Here is a 20830-nt window from a genome sequence, read left to right as displayed (position 1 = left end):
ATCAAGCAAGCAGGTTTCTTATGTCGAACATAACCAATGACGAAGTCGATGTAGTCGTCGTCGGCCTAGGCTGGACAGGCTCTCTGATGAGCATCGAGCTCGCGCAGGCCGGCCTCAAGGTCCGCGCCCTGGAGCGCGGCGAGGACCGCAACAACGCCGATTTCACCTACCCGAAACCGGCCGACCAGTATGCTTATGGCGTACGCAACAAGATCATGGTTACGCCGAAGGATGGCGCCTTGACCGTGCGTCACAGCATGCGCGACACCGCGCTGCCGACCCGTCAGTGGGGCGCCTTCGTCCCCGGCACCGGCGTCGGCGGTTCCGGGCTGCACTGGACGGGCGTACTCATTCGTCCTACCCCTACCGATATCAAGCTCAAGACCTACGCGGATCAGGCCTACACCCGAGGTCAGCTGGAGGAGGGCATGCAGATCGGCGACTACCCCTTCACCTGGGAGGAGATCGAGCCGTACCTGGACAAGTTCGACAAGATCTGCGGTCTGTCCGGCAACACCGGCAACCTGCAGGGGCGCATCATCGAGGGCGGCGATCCTTTCGAGGGCCCGCGTTCCAGTCCCTTCCCGTTGCCCGCGTTGAAAGACACGCTCAACAACACGATGTTCGCCGATGCCGCGCGCAAGCTGGGCTACCACCCGTTCCCCAACCCCTCGGCGAACGTCTCGCAGGCGTGGAAGAACCCCTATGGCAACCAGATCGCGCCGTGCAACTACTGCGGCTACTGCAGCAAGTACCCCTGCCTGAACTATTCCAAGGCCTCGCCGCAGACGGCGGTGCTGGATTCGCTCAAGCGCATGGAGAATTTCTCCTACCGCACCAACGCCAACGTGCTGCGGGTCGACCTGCATGCCGATGGCAAGACAGCCAAGGGCGTGACCTACGCCGACGCCCAGGGCAACGAAGTCTTCCAGCCCGCCAAGATCGTCGTCCTGGCGGGCTTCCAGTTCGTCAACGTGCGCCTGATGCTGCTGTCGGGTATCGGCAAGCCGTACGATCCGCTGACGGGCAAGGGCACCATCGGCCGCAACTACGCGTTCCTCAGCGTCGGTGGCAATACCCTGTTTTTCAAGGACAAACAGTTCAACCCGTTCGCCACTGCCGGGGCCACCGGGCAGATGTTCAACGACATCTCGCCAGGCAACTTCGATGGACCGTCGCTGGGTGTCATCGGCGGTGCCAAGATCCACAGCTCCCAGGCCACCGGTACGCCGATCGGCACCGCGTTGCCCGCCGGCACGCCGGAATGGGGCCAGGGCTGGAAAGAGAGCATGAACGACTGGTACGGCCACTCGATGAAGATCAGCATCTCCACCGGCTGCATGTCCTACCGCGAGCACTACGTCGATCTCGATCCTACCTACAAGGACCCGTGGGGCCAGCCCCTGCTGCGCATCACCTTCGACTGGAGACAGAACGAGCTGAAACTGCAGCAGTACCTGCGCGGCATCGTCAGGGACATCACCAAGGAGCTCGGCCCGGACAGCTTCAGCGAAAGCTTCCTGTCCATGGATTCGCACTGGGATATCACCAAATACGTCTCTACCCACAACGTGGGCGGGGCGATCATGGGCGATTCACCGGAAACCAGCGCGCTCAACCGCTACCTGCAGAGCTGGGACGTACACAACGTGTTCGTACCGGGTGGTAACGCCTTCCCGCAGAACTTCCAGGCCAACCCCACCGCGTTGATCGGCGCATTGACCCTGTTCTCGGCCCAGGCCATCAAGGAACAGTACCTGAAAAACCCTGGCCCGCTGGTTCAGGCATAAGGAGCGTGAAGATGAAATCCAGATCCCGTTCCTTGCTGCTCATCGTCCTGATCGCAGGCGTGGTCATTGCCTTGCTGGCCTGGGCGATCAGCTTCGTGCTGAACCGCTCGGGCGATGCGAGCGCCCAGCTCACCCAGCAGGTCACCCCTGAACTGGTGCGCAAGGGCGAGTATCTCGCCCGGGTCGGTGACTGCGTGGCTTGTCACACCAGCCATGAAGGTGGCAAGGCCTTCGCTGGCGGATTGGGCATCGAGTCGCCGATCGGCACCATCTACTCGACCAATATCACGCCGGATCAGGCGACGGGTATCGGTCGCTGGACCTACGGCGAGTTCGAACGCGCGATGCGCAGGGGCATCGGTCACGATGGCAGCGCGCTGTATCCGGCGATGCCTTATCCGTCCTACGCAAAGACCACCGATGCGGACCTGCAGGCGCTTTACGCCTACTTCATGAAGGGTGTGGCGCCGGTCGAGCAGAAGAACAAAGCCAATGACATTCCCTGGCCGCTGTCGATCCGCTGGCCTCTGGCCTACTGGCGCAGCCTGTTCTCGCCGGCACCGCAAGCTTCCGCCGGCGCCGATGCACAAACCGCGACCACGGATGACGCACGCATCGCGCGTGGTGCCTACCTTGTCCAGGGCCTGGGCCACTGCGGCTCCTGCCACACGCCGCGGGCACTGACCATGCAGGAAAAGGGGCTCGATGAGCAAAGCTCCACCTATCTGGCCGGTGCGGAACTCAATGAATGGGCAGTGCCTGCCATTCGTGGAATCGAACACTGGTCCCAGGAAGACCTCGTCGAGTACCTGGGCAGCGGACGCAACCGCATGGCTTCGGTCGCCGGGGAAATGAAGGACGTCGTCGCCAACAGCACCTCGCACATGACCGATGAGGATCTGCAGGCGATGGCCGCTTACCTGAAGTCACTCGAGGCAGACACCGAGCGGGCCTACCGACACCAGCCCGAGCGCAGCACCGCGACCAGCGACAAGCTGACAGCGGCCAAGGACCTGACCCTGGGCGAGCGTCTGTACGTGGATAACTGCAACGCCTGTCACTTCGTTTCGGGCGGTGGGGCTTCTCATGTCTTCCCGAGGCTGGATGGCGCTTCGGTGGTCAACGCCGACAACCCATCGGCGTTGATCCACGTGATTCTGGCCGGAGCACAGACGCCGTCCACCGAGCGTTCCCCGTCGATACTGCCGATGCCCGGCTTCGCCAAGCGCCTGGATGATTCGGAGGTTGCCGAACTGGCCAGCTTCCTGCGTCAAGGCTGGTCGAACGGCGCCTCGGCGGTCGATGCCGAGCAGGTGCGCAAGGTTCGTTCGTTGCTGAGTCATGACCCGGTCGGCGAAAGGACACTGGAAGCCTCCGAAGCCCAATAGTCGTACGACATCAGGGATACCCGCAGCGGTGCGGGTATCCTTGCCGTCTTGTAGTCCCCCCCGCGATTTCCTGCATTCATCCCCTTCCCGAAACAAGCCAACCTCGATTGCCCTGAACAGCGCTGTCGTGTCCGGGTCTATCGATGTCCACGCTGAACATCGAGGACTGGAGACATGGAGATCGAACCGCTGCTGGACGAATTGCTACTGGCCCGAGGTCCGGGTGGCCAGGAGGACGAGGTCCGTTCCATCTGCAAGCGAGAGCTGGAGCGCTACTGCGACGAAGTATCCGTCGACCGTGCCGGCAACGTCCTTGGGCTGATTCGCGGCGCACCCGACAGCGATCCAGAGGATGCCATCCGAGTCATGGCTCATCTCGACGAAATCGCCATGATCGTCAAGAACGTCAAGGACGATGGCACCTTGGAAGTAGTGGCGCTCGGTGGCGCGCAGCCCATCTGCTTCGGTGTGTGCCCGGTCGATATACTCGGCGATCGCGATCCGTTGCCCGGGGTATTGTCCTATGGCTCCATGCACAACAGCGGCCAGACCAGCGGTGGCCGCGACGTGCTGGCCGGTGACGTGCAATGGAAGGACGTCCATGTCGTCACGCGGATGACGCGCGAGGCCCTGACCGAACAAGGCATTCGACCCGGCACGCGGGTGGTGCTCAGTCGGCACTGGCGCGCCTCGTTCAGGGTCGGCGACGCCATCGCCGCGCATTTCCTGGACGATCGCGCGCCCATGACCGCCGTGCTGGATGCAGCGCGCCGCATTCACCAGCGGCGCGCCGAGCTGGCCCAGAATGCCTGGTTCGTCTTCACGACGCTGGAAGAGGAATCCAATGCCGGCGCCATGTATGCCGCTTCGCGCTTGCCGGGGGACACGACGATCGCAGTGGAAGTCGGACCGGTCCTGGAAGAGTACGGGACGACCTTGTCGGCAGACCCGATCATCAACACCGGTGACCAGAAGGGCTACTACACGCGATCGGTCGTCCAGGCGCTTCTCGAGGCCAGCCGCCGTGCCGGCCACGAGCCGCAATCGGCCTTGCTGGTCGATTTCGCCTCCGATGCCAGTGCCGTGATGAGCATGGGCATCGCCGCCCGTGCCGGGTGCCTGGCGATTCCCACCGAAAACACCCACGGTTTCGAGATGGTCCTGGCAGAAGGAATCACGGCCTGCGCGGCCACGCTTACCGAGTATCTGCTGAGGCCCGATGGCGTCGGCGCCGACAAGTAGCCGCAATCTCTGAAGCGACCTCATGGAGAATACGCATGCTTGTAGAGAATGGATTTGCCCGCCGCACGCTGCTCAAGCTGGGTTCGATGATCGGGGCCGGGCTCGTGCTGCCCGCCATGGCCGCCGAGAGCGGCACGCCGCCTCGACGCGAGCGTGGGCGCACCTTGATTCGTCACGCGACGATCATCAGCATGGACTCCGCTATCGGCGATCTGGTGGACGCCGATGTGCTTATCGACGAGGAGCGGATCAAGGCGGTGGGCAGGGAGATCGATCCCACGGGTGCCGAAGTGCTCGATGCCCGCGGCATGATCATGATCCCGGGCCTGATCGATGGTCACTGGCACCTCTGGAACAGCCTGCTGCGCAGCAGCGCGCCGCGGCCAGGCGGGGAAGCCTTTTTCAAGACGCAACTGGCCACCAGCAAGCGGTTCACTGCCCAGCTGACCGAGCTGGGCGTACGGCTGGGCCTGGTCGAGGCCATCCATGCCGGCATCACCACGGTCAATAGCTGGTCGCACAATCTGCGCAGCCCCGAATTCGCCCAGGCCGAATTGCGCGCACTGAAAGCCAGCGGCCTGCGTGCTCGGTTGTGGTACGGCTATGCCCAGGATCTGCCAGCGGGGTCGGCCATGGACTTCAAGGACATCGAGCGTGTCCAGGGGCAGTTGCGCGACAGCGCCTACGAGCGCATCGACCTGGGCCTGGCCATACGCGGCCCGGAACGCACCGAGGCGGCCATCTGGCAGGACGAATTCGCCTTTGCCAATGCCCGCAAGCTACCGCTGTCGATGCATATCGCGGTCAGCCGCGAGATGCAGGAGAAGAAGGCGATCCAGCAGTTGGCCGAGCGAGGCGTTCTCGGGCCCTCGGTGCAACTGGTGCATGCCACGCATGCCGATGAGCACGATCTGCGCAGTATCTCCGGCAGTGGCGCATCGGTCTGCCTCACGCCCTTGACCGAGATGCGCGTCGGTTACGGCCTTGCCCCGGTCGCGGCGCTGCATGGCGCGAAGATTCCGGTCAGCCTGGGTATCGACACACTGGTCCTGAGCGGTAACGCCAACCCCTACATGCTCATGCAGACCAGCCTCAACCTGGCCATCGGCATGACAGGCGACGAACAGCGCATGAGTGCCCGCGATGTGCTGCACTGGGCCACCCAAGGCGCGGCGGATACGATGGGCCTAGGCCGGGTCATCGGCTCGATCACACCAGGCAAGCGGGCCGATCTGGTCTTGATCGATGCACGCCAGCTGGGCATGTTCCCGGTAGCCGATCCAGTAGCCAGCGTTGTCCAGTCGGCGAGCCCGGCCCATGTCGATACGGTGTTTGCCGATGGCGTGATGCTCAAGCGGGGCGGGCGGGTACTTGGCGTGGATATGGCGCGTCTGGGAGAGGCGGCGGCGGCTGGTTTGGAAGGGCTGAGGGGATGATGGCTCGTCAGGCACCTGAGCCACATTGGGGACAGAGCGCTAATGACACCTGTATCGATCTATAGTTTTGGCGTCGTTCGCTGAGGCCCTGTCGCGGAACAAGCCCGCTCACCACCCTATATCCAGGCGCTGCGCCCCGGTGGTGAGCGGGCTTGTCCCGCGATGGGCCCTAGCTGGCACCGCAACAATCAAGCGAGCCCGATGATTCCCGCACATCCAGGTGGACGTTCTTCCCCAGCGGGTCAATGATGAAGGGGCACGGTAGCGGCATATCCCATAACAACAAGATGAAGAGCCTGCCATGAATATCCTGTATGACGAGCGCGTGGACGGTGAGCTGCCCAAGGTGGATAAAGCGGCCCTGCTCGCAAGCCTGCGCGAGCGGATGCCCGACCTGGACATCCTGCACCGCGACGAAGACCTGCGCCCCTACGAATGCGATGGCCTCTCCGCCTACCGCACCACGCCGATGCTGGTCGCATTGCCGGAGCGCATCGACCAGGTCCAGGCCTTGCTCAGGCTGTGCCATGCGCAGCGGGTCCCGGTGGTCGCCAGAGGGGCGGGAACCGGGCTGTCCGGGGGTGCCTTGCCGCTACGCCAAGGTGTCCTGCTGGTCATGGCGCGCTTCAACCGTATCCTCGAGATCAGCCCCGAGGGCCGTTTCGCGCGGGTCCAGCCTGGGGTGCGCAACCTGGCGATTTCTCAGACCGCCGCGCCCTATGGCCTCTATTACGCACCGGACCCGTCTTCCCAGATCGCCTGCTCGATCGGCGGCAATGTCGCCGAGAATGCCGGTGGCGTGCATTGCCTCAAGTACGGGCTGACCGTTCACAACCTGCTCAAGGTAGACATTCTCACGGTCGAAGGCGAAGCGATGACGTTGGGCTCCGAGGCCCTCGATTCGCCTGGCTTCGACCTGCTCGCGCTGTTCACAGGGTCCGAAGGCATGCTCGGCATCGTTACCGAAGTGACGGTCAAGTTGCTGCCCAAGCCGCAAGTGGCCAAGGTGCTGCTGGCGGCCTTCGACTCGGTGGAGAGAGCGGGGCGGGCGGTGGCGGATATCATTGCCGCGGGCATCATCCCCGGCGGCCTGGAAATGATGGACAACCTGGCGATCCGCGCCGCCGAGGACTTCATCCACGCCGGCTACCCGGTCGACGCCGCCGCGATCCTGCTTTGCGAGCTCGACGGCGTGGAGGCGGACGTTCATGACGATTGCCGACGTGTCGGCCAGGTGCTGGAGCAGGCCGGCGCCACGGAAGTTCGGTTGGCCCGTGACGAGGCCGAACGCGTGCGCTTCTGGGCGGGGCGCAAGAACGCGTTTCCCGCCGTGGGACGGCTGTCGCCTGACTATTACTGCATGGACGGGACCATCCCTCGCCGCGAGCTGCCTGGCGTGCTGCAAGGTATCGCCACGCTTTCGGTCGAATACGGCCTGCGGGTGGCCAATGTCTTCCATGCCGGTGACGGCAACATGCATCCACTGATCCTGTTCGATGCCAACCGGCCCGGCGAACTGGAGCGCGCGGAAGCCCTGGGCGGCCGGATCCTCGAGCTGTGCGTGGCGGTAGGCGGCAGCATCACCGGCGAACACGGCGTGGGACGGGAGAAAATCAACCAGATGTGCGCACAGTTCAATGCCGATGAAATCACCTTGTTCCATGGCATCAAGGCAGCGTTCGATCCCACGGGACTGCTCAATCCCGGCAAGAACATTCCGACCCTGCACCGTTGCGCCGAGTTCGGTGCCATGCACGTGCATATGGGTCAGCTACCGTTTCCCGAACTGGAGCGTTTCTGATGGGCATCTCAATCGACGCCAGCGGGCAGCTCTTGGAACAGGTTGTGGAGGCCCTGGCGACACGCAGCCCCTTGCGCATCCAGGGCAGCGACAGCAAGGCGCACCTCGGGCGGCCGGTGATCGGCGAAACCCTGGATACCCGCGTGCATCGCGGCATCGTCAGCTACGACCCGACCGAGCTAGTGGTGACCGTACGCGCCGGTACGTCCTTGACCGAGCTCGAGCAGGTGTTGGACGAGCAGGGCCAGTGGCTACCTTGCGAAGCGCCGCACCTGGGCGCCGGTGCCACGGTGGGAGGCATGGTCGCCGCCGGGCTGTCGGGCCCGCGTCGCCCCTGGGCGGGTTCGGTACGTGACTTCGTTCTCGGCACGCGATTGATCACCGGTCACGGCAAGCACCTGCGCTTTGGTGGCGAAGTGATGAAAAACGTCGCGGGCTATGACGTGTCGCGTCTGATGGCGGGCAGTTTCGGCTGTCTGGGCGTGATTACGGAAGTATCGCTCAAAGTGTTGCCCAAGCCGCGTGCCGTGGCCAACCTTCGTCTGCAGACGGATGTTGCGACAGCCTTGCGCCTGCTTGCACAGTGGGGCCAGCAGCCGCTGCCGTTGAGTGCGGCCTGTCATGACGGAGAGGCGTTGCACATACGTCTGGAGGGCGGTGAAGGCTCGGTCGCCTCGGCGCGCGACCGGCTGGGTTGCGAAACCCTCGAGCCCGGCTTCTGGGAGGCGCTACGCGAGCATCGGTTGGCGTTCTTCGCCGATCCGCGACCGCTCTGGCGACTGTCGCTGCCCAACGCTACCGCGCCCCTGACGCTGCCTGGCGCGCAACTGGTGGACTGGGGCGGTGCGCAGCGCTGGTTGAAAAGCGAGGCGCCGCTCGAGGAGGTCCGTCGCATCGCCAGTCAGGCCGGTGGTCATGCCACGTGCCATGCCCTGCAGGGTGACAGCGGCGAAAGCCCATTTCATCCGCTGCCCCCGTTGCTCATGCGCTATCACCAGCAGTTGAAGACGCAGCTGGACCCGATGGGGATCTTCAATCCTGGACGCCTGTACGCAGACCTTTGAGGCCGAACATGCAAACTCATCTGACCGAAGAAATCCTGGCCCTGCCGCGTGGCGAAGAGGCCGAGGCCATCCTGCGCAGCTGTGTGCACTGCGGCTTCTGCAATGCGACGTGCCCTACCTATCAATTGCTGGGCGATGAACTGGACGGGCCTCGCGGGCGTATCTATCTGATGAAGCAAGTCATGGAAGGGCATGAACCCAGCACCAGTACCCTGGAGCACCTGGACCGTTGCCTGACCTGCCGCAACTGTGAAACCACCTGCCCGTCGGGCGTGCAGTATCACAACCTCCTGGACATTGGTCGGGAGGTGGTCGAGCGACAGGTATCCCGCCCCTTGAGCGAGCGGATAATGCGCGCAGGCGTCCGCGCCGTGGTTCCGCGACCCGCGCTGTTCAAGGCGCTGCTTGGCACCGCCGGTGTCTTTCGCCCGCTCATGCCATCCTTCGTACAGGCCAAGCTGCCGCGCGAGGTCCGGCCCGCCGGCATACGCCCCGCCCTTCGTCATGCGCGTCGGATACTGATGCTGGAAGGCTGCGTGCAACCGGGTCTGTCCCCCAATACCAACGCGGCAGCGGCCAGGGTGCTGGACCGTCTGGGGATCAGTGTCGTGCCGGTGCGCGAAGCAGGCTGCTGTGGCGCGGTCGACTATCACCTCAACGCCCAGGCCACGGGCCTGGACCGTGCCCGGCACAATATCGACGCCTGGTGGCCGGCCATCGAAGCGGGCGCCGAAGCGATCGTCCAGACGGCCAGCGGTTGCGGCGCGTTCATCAAGGAATATGGCCACTTGTTGAAGGACGATGCCCGCTACGCGAGCAAGGCCCAACGGGTCAGCGAACTGGCCAAGGATCTGGTCGAGCTACTGCGCGACGCGCCGCTGGAGCAGCTGGCCGTGCGCACCGAGTCGACCCTGGCCTTCCATTGCCCTTGCAGCCTGCAACATGCGCAGAAGCTCGGCGGCGCCGTGGAAGCGGTCCTTATCCGTCTAGGCTTCGATCTCACGGCCGTCCCCGACGCGCACCTGTGCTGCGGTTCGGCCGGCACCTATTCGCTGACCCAGCCGGTCTTGTCTCGCCAGCTGCGCGACGACAAGCTCAACGCGCTCGAAAGCGGGCGGCCACAGGTCATCGTCACGGCCAACATCGGCTGCCAGGCGCACCTCGACAGTGCTGGGCGTACGCCGGTCAGGCACTGGATAGAGCTGGTCGACGAGGCCATGGCGCACCCGCGGCACTCTTGACATCGATCAATCACCGAGGACCTACCCATGCTCACGAAGAGAAATACACGGTAGAACAGAAACGCAAGGCCCAGCATCGAGCAAAGCTACGAAGCGAAAGGCACGCCGAAGGGCGAGGCCGAAGCCCAGGCCTGGGCCACCGTGAACAAGCAGTCAGGTGGGGGCGAAGTCTGGAGGGGGAGGCAAACGTACGCCGGCCAAGGAAAAGCAGAACGCCCGCGGTGTCCTCCCCGAGCCGGAGTTGCCCGCGTTTCTGGAGCGCTTGGCGTAGCAGGGGGACCGGGGCTCGTCAGGCCCTGAGCAGGTATTTCGAACCTTCGCTTGGTGGCACGCTCGTAACTTTTAGATACAAGCATCCAGGCCAGACTGTCCCGACGGAGGACCGCTCCATGCAGCTGATTCACCCGACCGCGCGTTTCCGGCCCTATATCAGCGCTTGCGGAGGTTGGGGATCGGCCCATTCGGTGATGAACATCCTGTGGCGGGAGCAGGCGGTGGTAAAGGGGACCAAGGCGCTGCTCGTACAGAACAAGCCGAAAGGCTTCGCCTGCGTCAGCTGTGCCTGGGCCAAGCCCGGCAACCCACATGCGCTCGAGTTCTGCGAAAACGGCGCGAAGGCCACCGCCTGGGAGCTGACGTCGCTGAGGACTGGGCCGGATTTCTTTAGCAAGCACTCACTGAGCGAATTGCGCGGTTGGAGCGACTACGACCTGGAGCAGCATGGGCGTCTGACCCATCCCTTGCGCTACGATCCTTCCACGGACCGTTACCAGCAGACAAGCTGGGAGCAGGCCTACGTCGAAATCGGCGGCCAGCTGCAGACCCTGGACCCCGACCAAGTCGTCTTTTATGCCTCTGGACGCGCGTCGCTTGAAGCGTCGTTCATGTACCAGCTGTTCGCGCGCGCCTATGGCACCAACAACCTGCCGGACAGTTCGAACATGTGCCACGAGAGCACCTCGGTCGGCCTGCAGGAAAGCATCGGTATCCCGGTCGGCACGGTGACGCTCGAAGATTTCGAGCGCACCGACTGCATTTTCTTTTTCGGCCAGAACGTCGGCAGCAACAGCCCGCGCATGCTGCATCCGCTCCAGGAGGCGCGTAAGCGCAAGGTGCCCATCATCACCTTCAACCCCTTGCGCGAACGCGGCCTGGAGCGCTTCGTCAACCCGCAGTCGCCTGTCGAGATGCTCGGGGCGAAGTCCACCGTCATCAGTACGCAGTACCACCAGGTCGCGATCGGCGGCGACACGGCCGCAGTCATGGGGATCGCCAAGGCCCTGCTCGAGATGGATCGGCAGGCTACTGCCCAGGGCCAGAGCCCGGTACTCGATCATGCGTTCATCGCCGAACATACCGATGATTTCGCGGCTTTCGCGGCCGAGGCCGAGCGCCATGCGTGGTCCGACCTGGAGCGCCGGGCCGGGCTGAGCCGAAGCGCGCTGGAAGCGGCGGCCACCGTCTATGCGCGCAGCGAGCGGGTGATGATCGTCTACGGCATGGGCATGACCCAGCATCGGCACGGTGTGGAGAATGTGCAGATGCTGGTGAACCTGCTCCTGCTGCGCGGCAATATCGGCAAGCCCGGAGCGGGTATCTGTCCGGTTCGCGGCCACTCCAACGTACAAGGGCAACGCACGGTCGGAATCACCGAAGATCCCGAAAAGGTACCGAAGGACAAGATCCAGGCGCGGTACGGCTTCAAGGTGCCTGAGCGCAAAGGCCTGGCCACGGTGGATACCTGCGAGGGCATCCTCGATGGCAGCGTGAAAGGCTTCGTCGGCCTGGGAGGCAATTTCCTGCGCGCCGTGCCCGACACCGGCCGCATGGAGCCGGCCTGGGCCGGCTTGCAGCTGAACGTGCAGGTCGCCACCAAGCTCAACCGTACCCATCTGTTCCCGGGCGCTCACACCTGGCTGCTTCCTTGCCTGGGGCGCATCGAACTGGATCGCCAGGACGGCCGCGAACAGGTGCATACCACCGAGGACAGCACGGGCTGCATTCGGGCATGGCAGGGCAACGCCGAGCCCGCCAGCGATCACCTGCGATCGGAGGTGGCTATCATCGCCGGGCTGGCACAGGTCACGCTCGATGGCCAGGCAGGGATCGACTGGGAAGGGTGGCGCAAGGACTATGCAGTGATCCGTCGCGAGATCGGCGTGATCTATCCCGAGATCTTCCATGACATGGAAAGCCGGATGTGGGAGCACGGTGGTTTTCATCGGCCTCTGGCCGCCAGTCACCGCGAATGGAAAACCGCTTCGGGCAAGGCCTGCTTCATCGCGCCGCGCATGCTCGATGAAGATGACGATGTCTCGCCCGAACCCGCAAGGCGCGACGTCGTGCAATTGATGACCCTGCGCAGCAACGATCAATTCAATACCACGGTCTACGGCTACGACGATCGATTCCGAGGGGTGCATGGCACGCGCAGCGTGGTGTTCCTCAATCGCAACGATATCGTGCGCCTGGGGTTCGCGCCCGGCCAGTGGGTGATCCTGCGCACCGCCATCGAGCCGCAAGTGCGCCGTGAAGTGGGGCCGTTTCAGATCATTGCCTACGACATTCCCGAGGGTTGCGCAGCGTCCTACTATCCTGAGTCGAACGTTTTGGTACCGCTCTGGCATCACGCCGAGCGCAGCAAGGTGCCTGCGGCCAAATCGGTGCCGATAACCCTGCATCCGGCCCAGCCCAAGGCGGATGACCTGGAGCATGCCGTGCCTGAAGCGGACCAGGTAGGCTAGGGTGAATACACCGAGAGAGCCCCATGGAGGCGCTTGACTCGGCGCTAATGGCGGCTCGCGCTCAATTCGCGATCACCATCGGCTTTCACATCGTCCTGGCGGCGTTCACCATCGGCATGGCCAATTTCCTGATGGTGCTGGAAGCGATGTGGCTATGGCGACGCCAGCAGGTCTATCTGGAGGTCTATCGGTACTGGCTGAAAGTGTTCGCCCTCAATGTGGCCATGGGCGCGGCGACTGGGCTGATTCTCGAGTACCAGTTCGGGCTCAACTGGTCGCGGCTTTCCACGCAAGCCGGGGAGATCCTGGGGCCGTTGATGTTCTACGAAGTGATGGCGGCCTTCTTCCTGGAGGCCGGTTTCCTCGGCATCATGGTCTTCGGACTTCGAAAGGTCGGGCCACGGCTGCATTTCTTCGCCACCTGCGCGGTCGCCTTCGGCTCGCTGGTCAGCGCGTTCTGGATCCTGGCAGCGAACTCCTGGATGCATACGCCCGCGGGCTACGGCATCGGCGCGGACGGACGCTTCATCGCGCAGGACTGGTGGCGGATCATCTTCAATCCCTCGTTCCCCTATCGCTTCACGCACATGATACTGGCGACCTTTCTTGGTACCGCCACGCTGGTCGCAGGTGCCGGTGCCTGGCAATTGCTGCGTTCAGCGGACACCCCGCGGGCGCGCTTGCAGTTATCGATGGCGCTGTGGGTCATCGCGACAGTGACGCCGCTGCAGTTCGTCGTGGGCGATCTTCATGGGAAGCACACCCTTGAGGTACAGCCGCAGAAAATCGCGGCCATCGAAGGCTCGTGGACACGGCCGCCCGAGGGTGCCGGGGAGCCCTTGCGCCTATTCGCGCTGCCGGACATGAATGAGCGGCGCAACCATTTCGAAGTGGCGATTCCGCGGATCGGGTCGCTGTACCTGCGCCATGACCTAGGCGGCACCATCGCCGCGCTCGACGAGTTCCCGGTACAGGATATTCCACCCGTGCCAGTGGTCTTCTGGGCGTTCCGGATCATGGTGGGGCTGGGCCTGCTGATGCTGGGAGTCGGCGCGATCGGCCTGGTCTTGCGTCGCAAGCGGCGGCTCTATGGCACCCGCTGGATGCACAGGCTCTGCGTGTTGACGGCTCCGGCCGGTTTCCTGGCAATGCTCAGCGGCTGGGTAGTCACCGAAGTCGGGCGGCAGCCCTTCACTGTCTACGGATTGCTACGAACGGCTGACAGCCTGTCGTCGGTATCGAAAGAGCAGGTCCTGGGTGCCACGCTGTCTATCCTGGCATTTTACCTGGTCATCTTCGTTATCGGTCTGTGGGTCTTGCTGCGGCTGCTACGCGAGCCTGCACACGAGAACGAGCCTGAACCACAGCCTACTATCGCCGATGAAACAGGCAGGCCCTGAGGAATGAAGCATGCCAAGCGATGATTGGATCGTTCTGCTTTCCGCGGCGGCGCTGGCGTTCTCGGTACTGAGCTACGTGCTGCTGGACGGTACCGACCTGGGTGTCGGCATGCTCCTGGGCGGCACCCGCGACGCCACCCAGCGCAGAGCCATGGCGCTATCCATCCTCCCTGTGTGGGATGCCAACGAGACCTGGCTGGTGCTGGGCGGTGGAGGCTTGCTGGCGCTGTTCCCCATGGCCTATGCCATTCTGCTGCCAGCGGTGTACCTGCCGTTCATTCTGATGTTCCTGGCGTTGATCGTTCGAGCCATGGCACTGACCTTTCGCGACCATGCTGGCAGCGATCGGCTGAAACGAGCCATCGATGCCTTGCATTCGTTCGCTTCCTTGCTGGTCGGTGGGTGCCAGGGCGTGGTGCTGGGAGCCCTGGTTCAGGGCGTAGATCAGCAGGACGGGCAGTACAACGGCATGGGGTGGGAATGGCTGAATGCCTTTGCGCTCTACTGCGGCCTGGTGCTGGTGGTGGGTTACTTCTGGCTGGGGAATTGCTGGCTCTACTGGCGCACCGAAGGTGAACTGCACTGCAGATCTCGCCGACAGGCGAGGGTACTGGCCTTGTTCACCTTGACGCTTCTGGCCTTGCTGGTCGCCTGGACCGCGAGGCTTGACCCGCGTTATGCAGAGCGGCTGACGCAGCCTTGGCTGATCTCTCCGGCCGTCATCCTGGCAAGCGCTTTGCTGGCAGGGCACTACGCGGGATTTCGCAGCCGCCGACATTACCTGCCTTTGTTCTGCGCGCTTGGGGTGTTCGTTCTAGGATTCGCGCTGATGGCCGCTACGCTCTTTCCCTTGCTGGTACCGCCCCATCTGACGTTGCAGGCAGCCGCCTCCGGCCCGGTCAGCCAGCGCTTCATGCTGGTCGGTTTCGCGATCCTGATGCCGATCACGCTGTTCTACAACACCTATGGCTTCAGGGTGTTCAGTGGGAAGATGCGGCCCATCGTTCGCTAGACAGGGCCGATCTGCACTGACCGTCACTTACGGCCAGTGCGGCATGCCTGTTGGCAGGCTCGGGCCGGCCGCCCTCATTTCGCACACCATCGCACAGGAACCGCCATGCGCCCATGGGAAGCGTCTGTTCCGGGAGTTGCCAGCGATCCTCGTCGCGACCACGGCTCTAGTGGTCGATCAAACCATCCTCATGAAGTCATCGGAACACCTGCGCCCCGCAAGTACTCAGAAACACGAACTCATTTACTGCAAGGAAGTCCCGATGCCTACCGCTGCCGATTTCATGGTCAAGACCCTCAAGCAAGCCGGGGTCAAACGCGTCTACGGGGTAGTCGGCGATTCGCTCAATGGGTTCACCGACTCCATGCGCCGACTGGGCGGGCTGGATTGGATACACATGCGCAATGAAGAGGCCGGCGCGTTCGCGGCCGGCGGCGAGGCGCATCTGACTGGCGAGTTGGCGGTGTGCGCGGGGAGTTGCGGCCCGGGCAACCTGCATCTGATCAATGGGCTCTTCGATTGCCATCGCAGCGGCGTGCCGGTGCTGGCGATCGCCGCGCATATCCCCAGCAGCGAGATCGGCATCGACTATTTTCAGGCAACCCACCCCGAATCGCTGTTCAAGGACTGCAGTCATTACGTGGAGCTCGTGTCGCGCGCCGAGCAATTGCCGCAGATCCTCGAGCGCGCCATGCGCGTGGCCGTCAGCCGGCGTGGCGTCGCGGTGGTCGTGATTCCGGGCGATGTGGCGCTGGCCCCGCTGGAGGCCAAGGTCAGCCAGTGGCTGGCGCCCAAGCCTGCGGTGGTGATACCCGAGCCCGCGCAACTCGATGAGCTGGCGGCCTTTCTCGACCAGGGCGAGCGCATCACCCTGCTGTGCGGCGCGGGTTGCGCGGGTGCCCATGACGAGGTGGTGGAACTGGCCCGGCAGCTCAAGGCCCCCATCGTGCATGCCCTGCGCGGCAAGGAGCACCTGGAGTACGACAACCCCTATGACGTGGGCATGACCGGACTGATCGGCTTCGCCTCGGGGTTCAACGCGATGAAGGCGTGCGACACATTGTTGATGCTGGGCACCAACTTCCCCTACCGACAGTTCTTTCCCGAGCATTCGCGCATTGCCCAGGTCGACCTGCAGCCCGAAGCGCTGGGCAATCGTTGTTCGCTGGCCATGGGCCTGATCGGGGACGTGAAGCATACCTTGCGGCAACTGCTACCCCGCCTGCGCGAGCGCAGTGACACGGCGCACCTGGACAAGGCACTGGCGGACTATGACAGCACCCGCAAGAGCCTGGACAAGCTCGCCGAGAGCGGCCCGAACAGTTCGAGCATTCATCCGCAATACGTCAGTCGCCTGGTCAGCGAGCTGGCTGACGAAGATGCCGTGTTCACCTGTGACGTCGGCACGCCCACGGCCTGGGCGGCGCGCTACCTGAAAATGAACGGCAAGCGCCGCCTGATCGGCTCGTTCAACCACGGCTCCATGGCCAACGCGATGCTCCAGGCGATCGGCGCCCAGGCCAGCCATCCAGGGCGCCAGGTGGTATCGCTGTCTGGAGACGGTGGCTTCGGCATGATGATGGGAGACTTCCTCACCCTCGGTCAGGCCAATCTGCCGGTCAAGGTGATCGTGCTCAACAACGGCACCCTGGGCTTCGTCGAGATGGAGATGAAGGCCGGCGGGTTCGTCGACGTGGGTTGCGACCTCAAGAACCCGAACTTCGCCGCCTTCGCCGAGAGCATGGGCATCAAGGGCATTCGGGTGGAAAAGCCGCAAGACCTTAAGGCGGCGCTCGCGGCTGCGTTCGCCCATGAGGGTCCCGTGCTGGTGGACGTCGTCAGCGAGCGCCAGGAGCTGATCATGCCACCGGAGATCACCGCCCAGAACATCAAGGGATTCGGACTGTTCATGATCCGGGCAGTGATGGATGGACGTGGCAAGGAGCTGGTAAGCCTGGCGAAGACCCATCTGCTGCGCTAGCAGGGAACAGCAAGAGGGCCTTTCAGGCTAATACCGATCAGTTAAGCCTCACAGTCTGCAATGGGCTGCTTCGCACCCCTTCGCGGGCAAGCCCGCTCCCACAGGGATTGCACGATTTCTGCATTCGGCGCTCACCTTGTGCGAGCGGGCTTGCCCGCGAAGGGCCGCAAAGCGGCCCATTGACCTTAACTGACAGGCATTAGCCGTTCAGGCCTTCTTCGGTGGCTTGCCACGAAAGCGATCGCGCCCCTCGACGGCGGCCAGCTTCACCGGCTGCCCCGTGCGGGCGCTCTCGTAGATAGCCTCCATCAGCTTGTGGTCCTGCACGCCTTCCTCACCCCGGGTCCAGGGTTCGCTGTCGGTGAGTATGCAGTCGGCCATGTGATCGATTTCCTGGGCGAACTGGTTCTCGGGCTCGAGGGTGAGCTCGCCATTGCGAGTGGCCTGGTCGTCTCGCTCGATCACCGACAGGCGCTGGCCGTGATAGGCGTACGCGCTAGGCATGTCGATGGCGGCGGTTTCGAGGTTGAGACGCTGGTACTTGTCATCTCGGCCACCATAGCTGGTCAGGCAGTTGGCAACGGCATGGGAAGGGAAGCGCAGCATGAATTGCACCGTTTCCTCGACCTCGGCGAAGCGTGGGTCACCCGCTGGAGAATAAGTAGTGGCAAATATCTCTATCGGCTCTTCGCCCGTGATGAAGCGCGCGGTATTGAGGCAATACAGGCCGATATCGACCAGCGAACCGCCGCCGGCCATATCCTTCTTGTGCCGCCATTGGCGTTCGCCATCCGCGGCCACCGTTTGCGTGTTGACGCCATGGTAGGCGAGCAAGCGCCCGTACTTGTCGTTCTGGACGAACTCCCTGACATGGCGGTTGTAGGGTTCGTACTGGATGCGGTACGCAACCATCAATTTGACCTGGGCCTGGCGACAGGCGTCGACCATGGCTTGGCCGTCCTTGGAGTTGATCGACATCGGCTTTTCCGTCAGCACGTGCTTGCCGGCTTTGGCGGCGCGCTCGCAGAACTGCCGATGCATTGCGTTGGGCAATACGATGTACACCGCTTTCACTTCAGGATTGTCGCGAATCCGGTCGAAGTCTTCGTAGCTGTAGCAGGCTTCAGGCTTGATGCCGTATTGCTTGGCGACCGCTTGAAGCTTTTCCGGAGTGCCGGAAACGAGGGCAACCGCCTTGGCTTTCAAGGACTTGGCGAATGCCGGCAGAATCTGCTCGAGGGACAGACGCCCCAGGCCGACGATCGCAAAGCCCACGCGCTGCTCGGGCGGGAGCGGAGCAGGCGGCGGCGAGGAGGGCGCATCCGCCGGCCCGCGCCACGGCGGAAACTTCACGCTACCGTTTTCGACCTTGCCTATGTCGACCGCGGTGGGCGGCGTGAAGGGGCCCGCGATGGCGTGTGGCGCTACGACGGCAGCGCAGACCCCTGTCGCCATCCAGGCGCAGAGGGCACGGCGGTTGGTATCGGGCAGGTGCTGGCTCATGGGCATCCTCGTTGCGTTGCGCGGTTCCAACGCTTGATAGGGAGCGGTAGATGTCAATTCGTTGTCCAGAGATAGCTCTCATCGTCCGCGCAGCGCGCATTCTTCGACCTTTCGCTGGAAGACCAAGGCGTTCATGAGGACTCGCCTTGATCGGGCTGCCGCTTATCCCTGACGCGCCATACCATTATGTGCAGTGGCGTGCTCTGCCACCGGGGATGAGTCGAGCAGGGCGGCAATACATCTTGCGGGGCCGAACCGTGGCCACGAAATCGTCCGTTGAATCTGGCAGATGAAGAACAAGGTCCAGGATATCTGCATTGCTTTAGGTCCTCCCCAGCGCAGTGGCGCTACTGGGGTCCAACTCAGGCTGGAGAAAGCTCAGGACTGCACGCGCGAAATCGGCAGGGGCCTCCTGCGGCAGATTGTGACCCACGCCATCAAGAATCATACGGCGAGCTGGACCTGTAAACCTTCTCAGGGCCTGTTGCTCATCCTGGACAGGCGTAACACCGTCGCTCGAGCCTGCCAATATGACCACAGGCACTGAAATGGCGGCTTGCCGCGCCAGCTGTTGCTGGACATGTGCGTACTGAGGGTCACCGTCGACCAAACCGAAACGATGCCTATAGGAATGGGTTACCACATCCACGAAGTCGGGATTGTGGAACGACTGGGCGGACGCTTCAAACTGCTGATCACTGAAGCCCCAGGTGGGTGACCATTGTTGCCACAGAAGCCGGCAGAAGGCGTCCCGATTCGCCTCCAGTCCGGCGTAACCCCGATCGCCATGCAGATAGTACTGATACCACAAGCGGTGCTCGGTTTCAGGCCCGGCGGGTCGGCCCGCATTGGCTATGTCCTGAATGTTGTAGCCAGGTTCACAGCTCACCAAACCGACGACGCGCTCCGGCCAAAGGGCCGCCACGACGCAGGCGGCCCGGCCACCCCAATCGTAGCCCGCAAGCACCGCTTGCTGAATGTTGAGCGAATCCAGCAGTGCCAGGAGGTCAGCGCCCAAGGCAGCTTGTTCACCGGAACGTGGGGTAGTCGATGAGATAAAACGCGTGTCACCGTATCCCCGTAGATAAGGAATGACGCATCGACACCCGGACGCGGCCAGCAGGTCAGCAACCTCGTCATAGGCATGGACATCGTATGGAAAGCCGTGCAAGAGCACGGCAGTCGGCCCATCGCTAGGGCCTTTTTCCAAGTACGACACATTCAGAACGCCTGCCTGGATCTGTTTCACTGCGCCACCTCCTGAGCCATGTCAGCATCAGACAGTACCGATGTCCATGTATTCCAGGTTGGAATCAGTCACACGTAGCTTTGAGCTAGCGAAGCGTGTGAGGTATTAAGCTGATCAACGACCGGCGCCCATGCAGGGAGGGCGTAGGTCGTGACTAGCAGCGGCAGACTAGGAGACCGGATACGCATAGAGCCGACTCTCAAGTACACCCTTTAACTTATAACCTCGGGACGTCAGGCCCCCTGATCAGTAGTCGTTTAAATAAAGCACAGCCACGTAATGCTGGAGCCGTTTATTTTGCTGAACGCAATTACTCAAAACGGGAGCGACGTCGGATGGACACCAGGGCTCTGATGATCTTCATCACGTTGCCGCGCTAGGCAGCCTGACGCCTGCGTTATTGGCGCTCGAAATTACCAATTCGACGATTAGCCGACAGTGGGCGCAACTGGAAACTCAATGGGCTGGAAAGCTTTTTTTCTGCAATGGCCACGGGGTCGTGCTCACCCCGCTGGGAGAGTGTGTCTTGCCCCATGCGAAAGCGATCGTGGCAGGCGTCGACCGCTTGCAGCGTGACTCGGCTGGCATCGCTGGGGTGCCTACCGGAGTGGTCAGAATCGGCATGATGCCCGCGTTGGCGCCCCTGTTGGTGCCGCAGTTGCATGCACGCGTTGCCGAGCGCTATCCGGGGGTCACGCTGAGCGTGTGGGAAGGATATAGCAGCCAGCTGGACGAGATGTTGGCGGACGGTTCCATCGATCTGGCGATCCTTTTCCAATATGGCCGGGCGACTCGAGTGGGGCGTGATTTCCTGGCTCCGATCGACTCTTGGCTAGTGGGCGGTCCCGGCGTGTTGGATGCCCACCAGGCGCCCATCGCTTTCGATGCGATTGCCCGTCAGCCGTTGGCGCTGCCGCCCTTGCCGAACAAATTGCGGGTCACTATGGCACGGCAGGCAGAGCAACGTGGCATCGACCTC

General features: G+C 63.1%; 13 protein-coding genes and 2 pseudogenes. 13 read left to right on the top strand and 2 right to left on the bottom strand.

Features of this window, described 5'->3' with window-relative positions; all coding sequences use genetic code 11:
• The first annotated feature begins 20 nt into the window (after nt 1-20).
• From G7009_RS21095 to poxB, 12 genes and pseudogenes are all read left to right on the top strand, one after another.
• A complete protein-coding gene (locus tag G7009_RS21095; RefSeq protein WP_181132034.1) occupies nt 21-1790 on the top strand; it encodes a GMC family oxidoreductase in 1770 nt (589 codons plus the stop codon).
• Between the two features lie 11 nt (nt 1791-1801).
• Nucleotides 1802-3178 carry a c-type cytochrome gene (locus tag G7009_RS21090; protein ID WP_181132033.1) on the top strand — a complete coding sequence of 459 codons (1377 nt, stop codon included), beginning with the start codon at nt 1802-1804 and terminating at the stop codon, nt 3176-3178.
• A gap of 174 nt (nt 3179-3352) precedes the next feature.
• A complete protein-coding gene (locus tag G7009_RS21085; protein WP_181132032.1) occupies nt 3353-4420 on the top strand; it encodes a M42 family peptidase in 1068 nt (355 codons plus the stop codon).
• 35 nt (nt 4421-4455) lie between these two features.
• Nucleotides 4456-5856, top strand: a complete 1401-nt coding sequence (locus G7009_RS21080) for an amidohydrolase family protein (RefSeq protein WP_181132031.1) — start codon at nt 4456-4458, stop codon at nt 5854-5856.
• 301 nt (nt 5857-6157) lie between these two features.
• Entirely contained in the window at nt 6158-7657 is a 1500-nt protein-coding gene (gene glcD, locus G7009_RS21075) for a glycolate oxidase subunit GlcD (RefSeq protein WP_181132030.1), read from the top strand.
• The gene (gene glcE / locus G7009_RS21070; RefSeq protein ID WP_181132029.1) at nt 7657-8721 is read left to right on the top strand and encodes a glycolate oxidase subunit GlcE; all 1065 of its coding nucleotides are present in this window, start codon (nt 7657-7659) and stop codon (nt 8719-8721) included. Before glcD ends, glcE begins: the two co-directional genes overlap by 1 nt.
• Nucleotides 8722-8729: 8 nt before the next feature.
• Entirely contained in the window at nt 8730-9962 is a 1233-nt protein-coding gene (gene glcF / locus G7009_RS21065; RefSeq protein WP_181132028.1) for a glycolate oxidase subunit GlcF, read from the top strand.
• Between the two features lie 5 nt (nt 9963-9967).
• A pseudogene (locus G7009_RS28075) lies at nt 9968-10182 on the top strand (termination factor Rho); the annotation flags it as partial.
• Nucleotides 10183-10351: 169 nt separating this feature from the next.
• On the top strand, nt 10352-12706 hold the full coding sequence (locus G7009_RS21060; RefSeq protein ID WP_181132027.1) for an FdhF/YdeP family oxidoreductase: 2355 nt from the start codon (nt 10352-10354) through the stop codon (nt 12704-12706).
• Between the two features lie 23 nt (nt 12707-12729).
• Complete coding sequence (locus tag G7009_RS21055) at nt 12730-14106, top strand: cytochrome ubiquinol oxidase subunit I (RefSeq protein WP_181132026.1); 1377 nt, start codon at nt 12730-12732, stop codon at nt 14104-14106.
• Nucleotides 14107-14116: 10 nt separating this feature from the next.
• Nucleotides 14117-15118, top strand: a complete 1002-nt coding sequence (gene cydB, locus G7009_RS21050; protein WP_181132025.1) for a cytochrome d ubiquinol oxidase subunit II — start codon at nt 14117-14119, stop codon at nt 15116-15118.
• A gap of 262 nt (nt 15119-15380) precedes the next feature.
• Entirely contained in the window at nt 15381-17099 is a 1719-nt protein-coding gene (poxB, locus tag G7009_RS21045; RefSeq protein ID WP_181132024.1) for a ubiquinone-dependent pyruvate dehydrogenase, read from the top strand.
• Nucleotides 17100-17306: 207 nt separating this feature from the next.
• On the opposite strand, the gene G7009_RS21040 is transcribed toward poxB, so the two are convergent.
• Nucleotides 17307-18602 (bottom strand): Gfo/Idh/MocA family protein, encoded by a 1296-nt coding sequence (locus G7009_RS21040; RefSeq protein WP_219856715.1) that lies wholly within the window; start codon nt 18600-18602, stop codon nt 17307-17309.
• 322 nt (nt 18603-18924) lie between these two features.
• Nucleotides 18925-19851, bottom strand: coding sequence for an alpha/beta fold hydrolase (locus G7009_RS21035; RefSeq protein WP_181132023.1), 927 nt, complete (start codon nt 19849-19851; stop codon nt 18925-18927).
• Between the two features lie 373 nt (nt 19852-20224).
• On the opposite strand from G7009_RS21035, the pseudogene G7009_RS28260 reads away from it, so the two are divergent.
• Nucleotides 20225-20788 (top strand): annotated as a pseudogene (locus G7009_RS28260) (LysR family transcriptional regulator); the annotation flags it as partial.
• Nucleotides 20789-20830 lie beyond the last annotated feature (42 nt).

This window comes from Pseudomonas capeferrum, from assembly GCF_013523055.1.
Lineage (GTDB): Bacteria > Pseudomonadota > Gammaproteobacteria > Pseudomonadales > Pseudomonadaceae > Aquipseudomonas > Aquipseudomonas capeferrum_A.
This window is presented reverse-complemented; position numbering and strand designations above follow the sequence as displayed.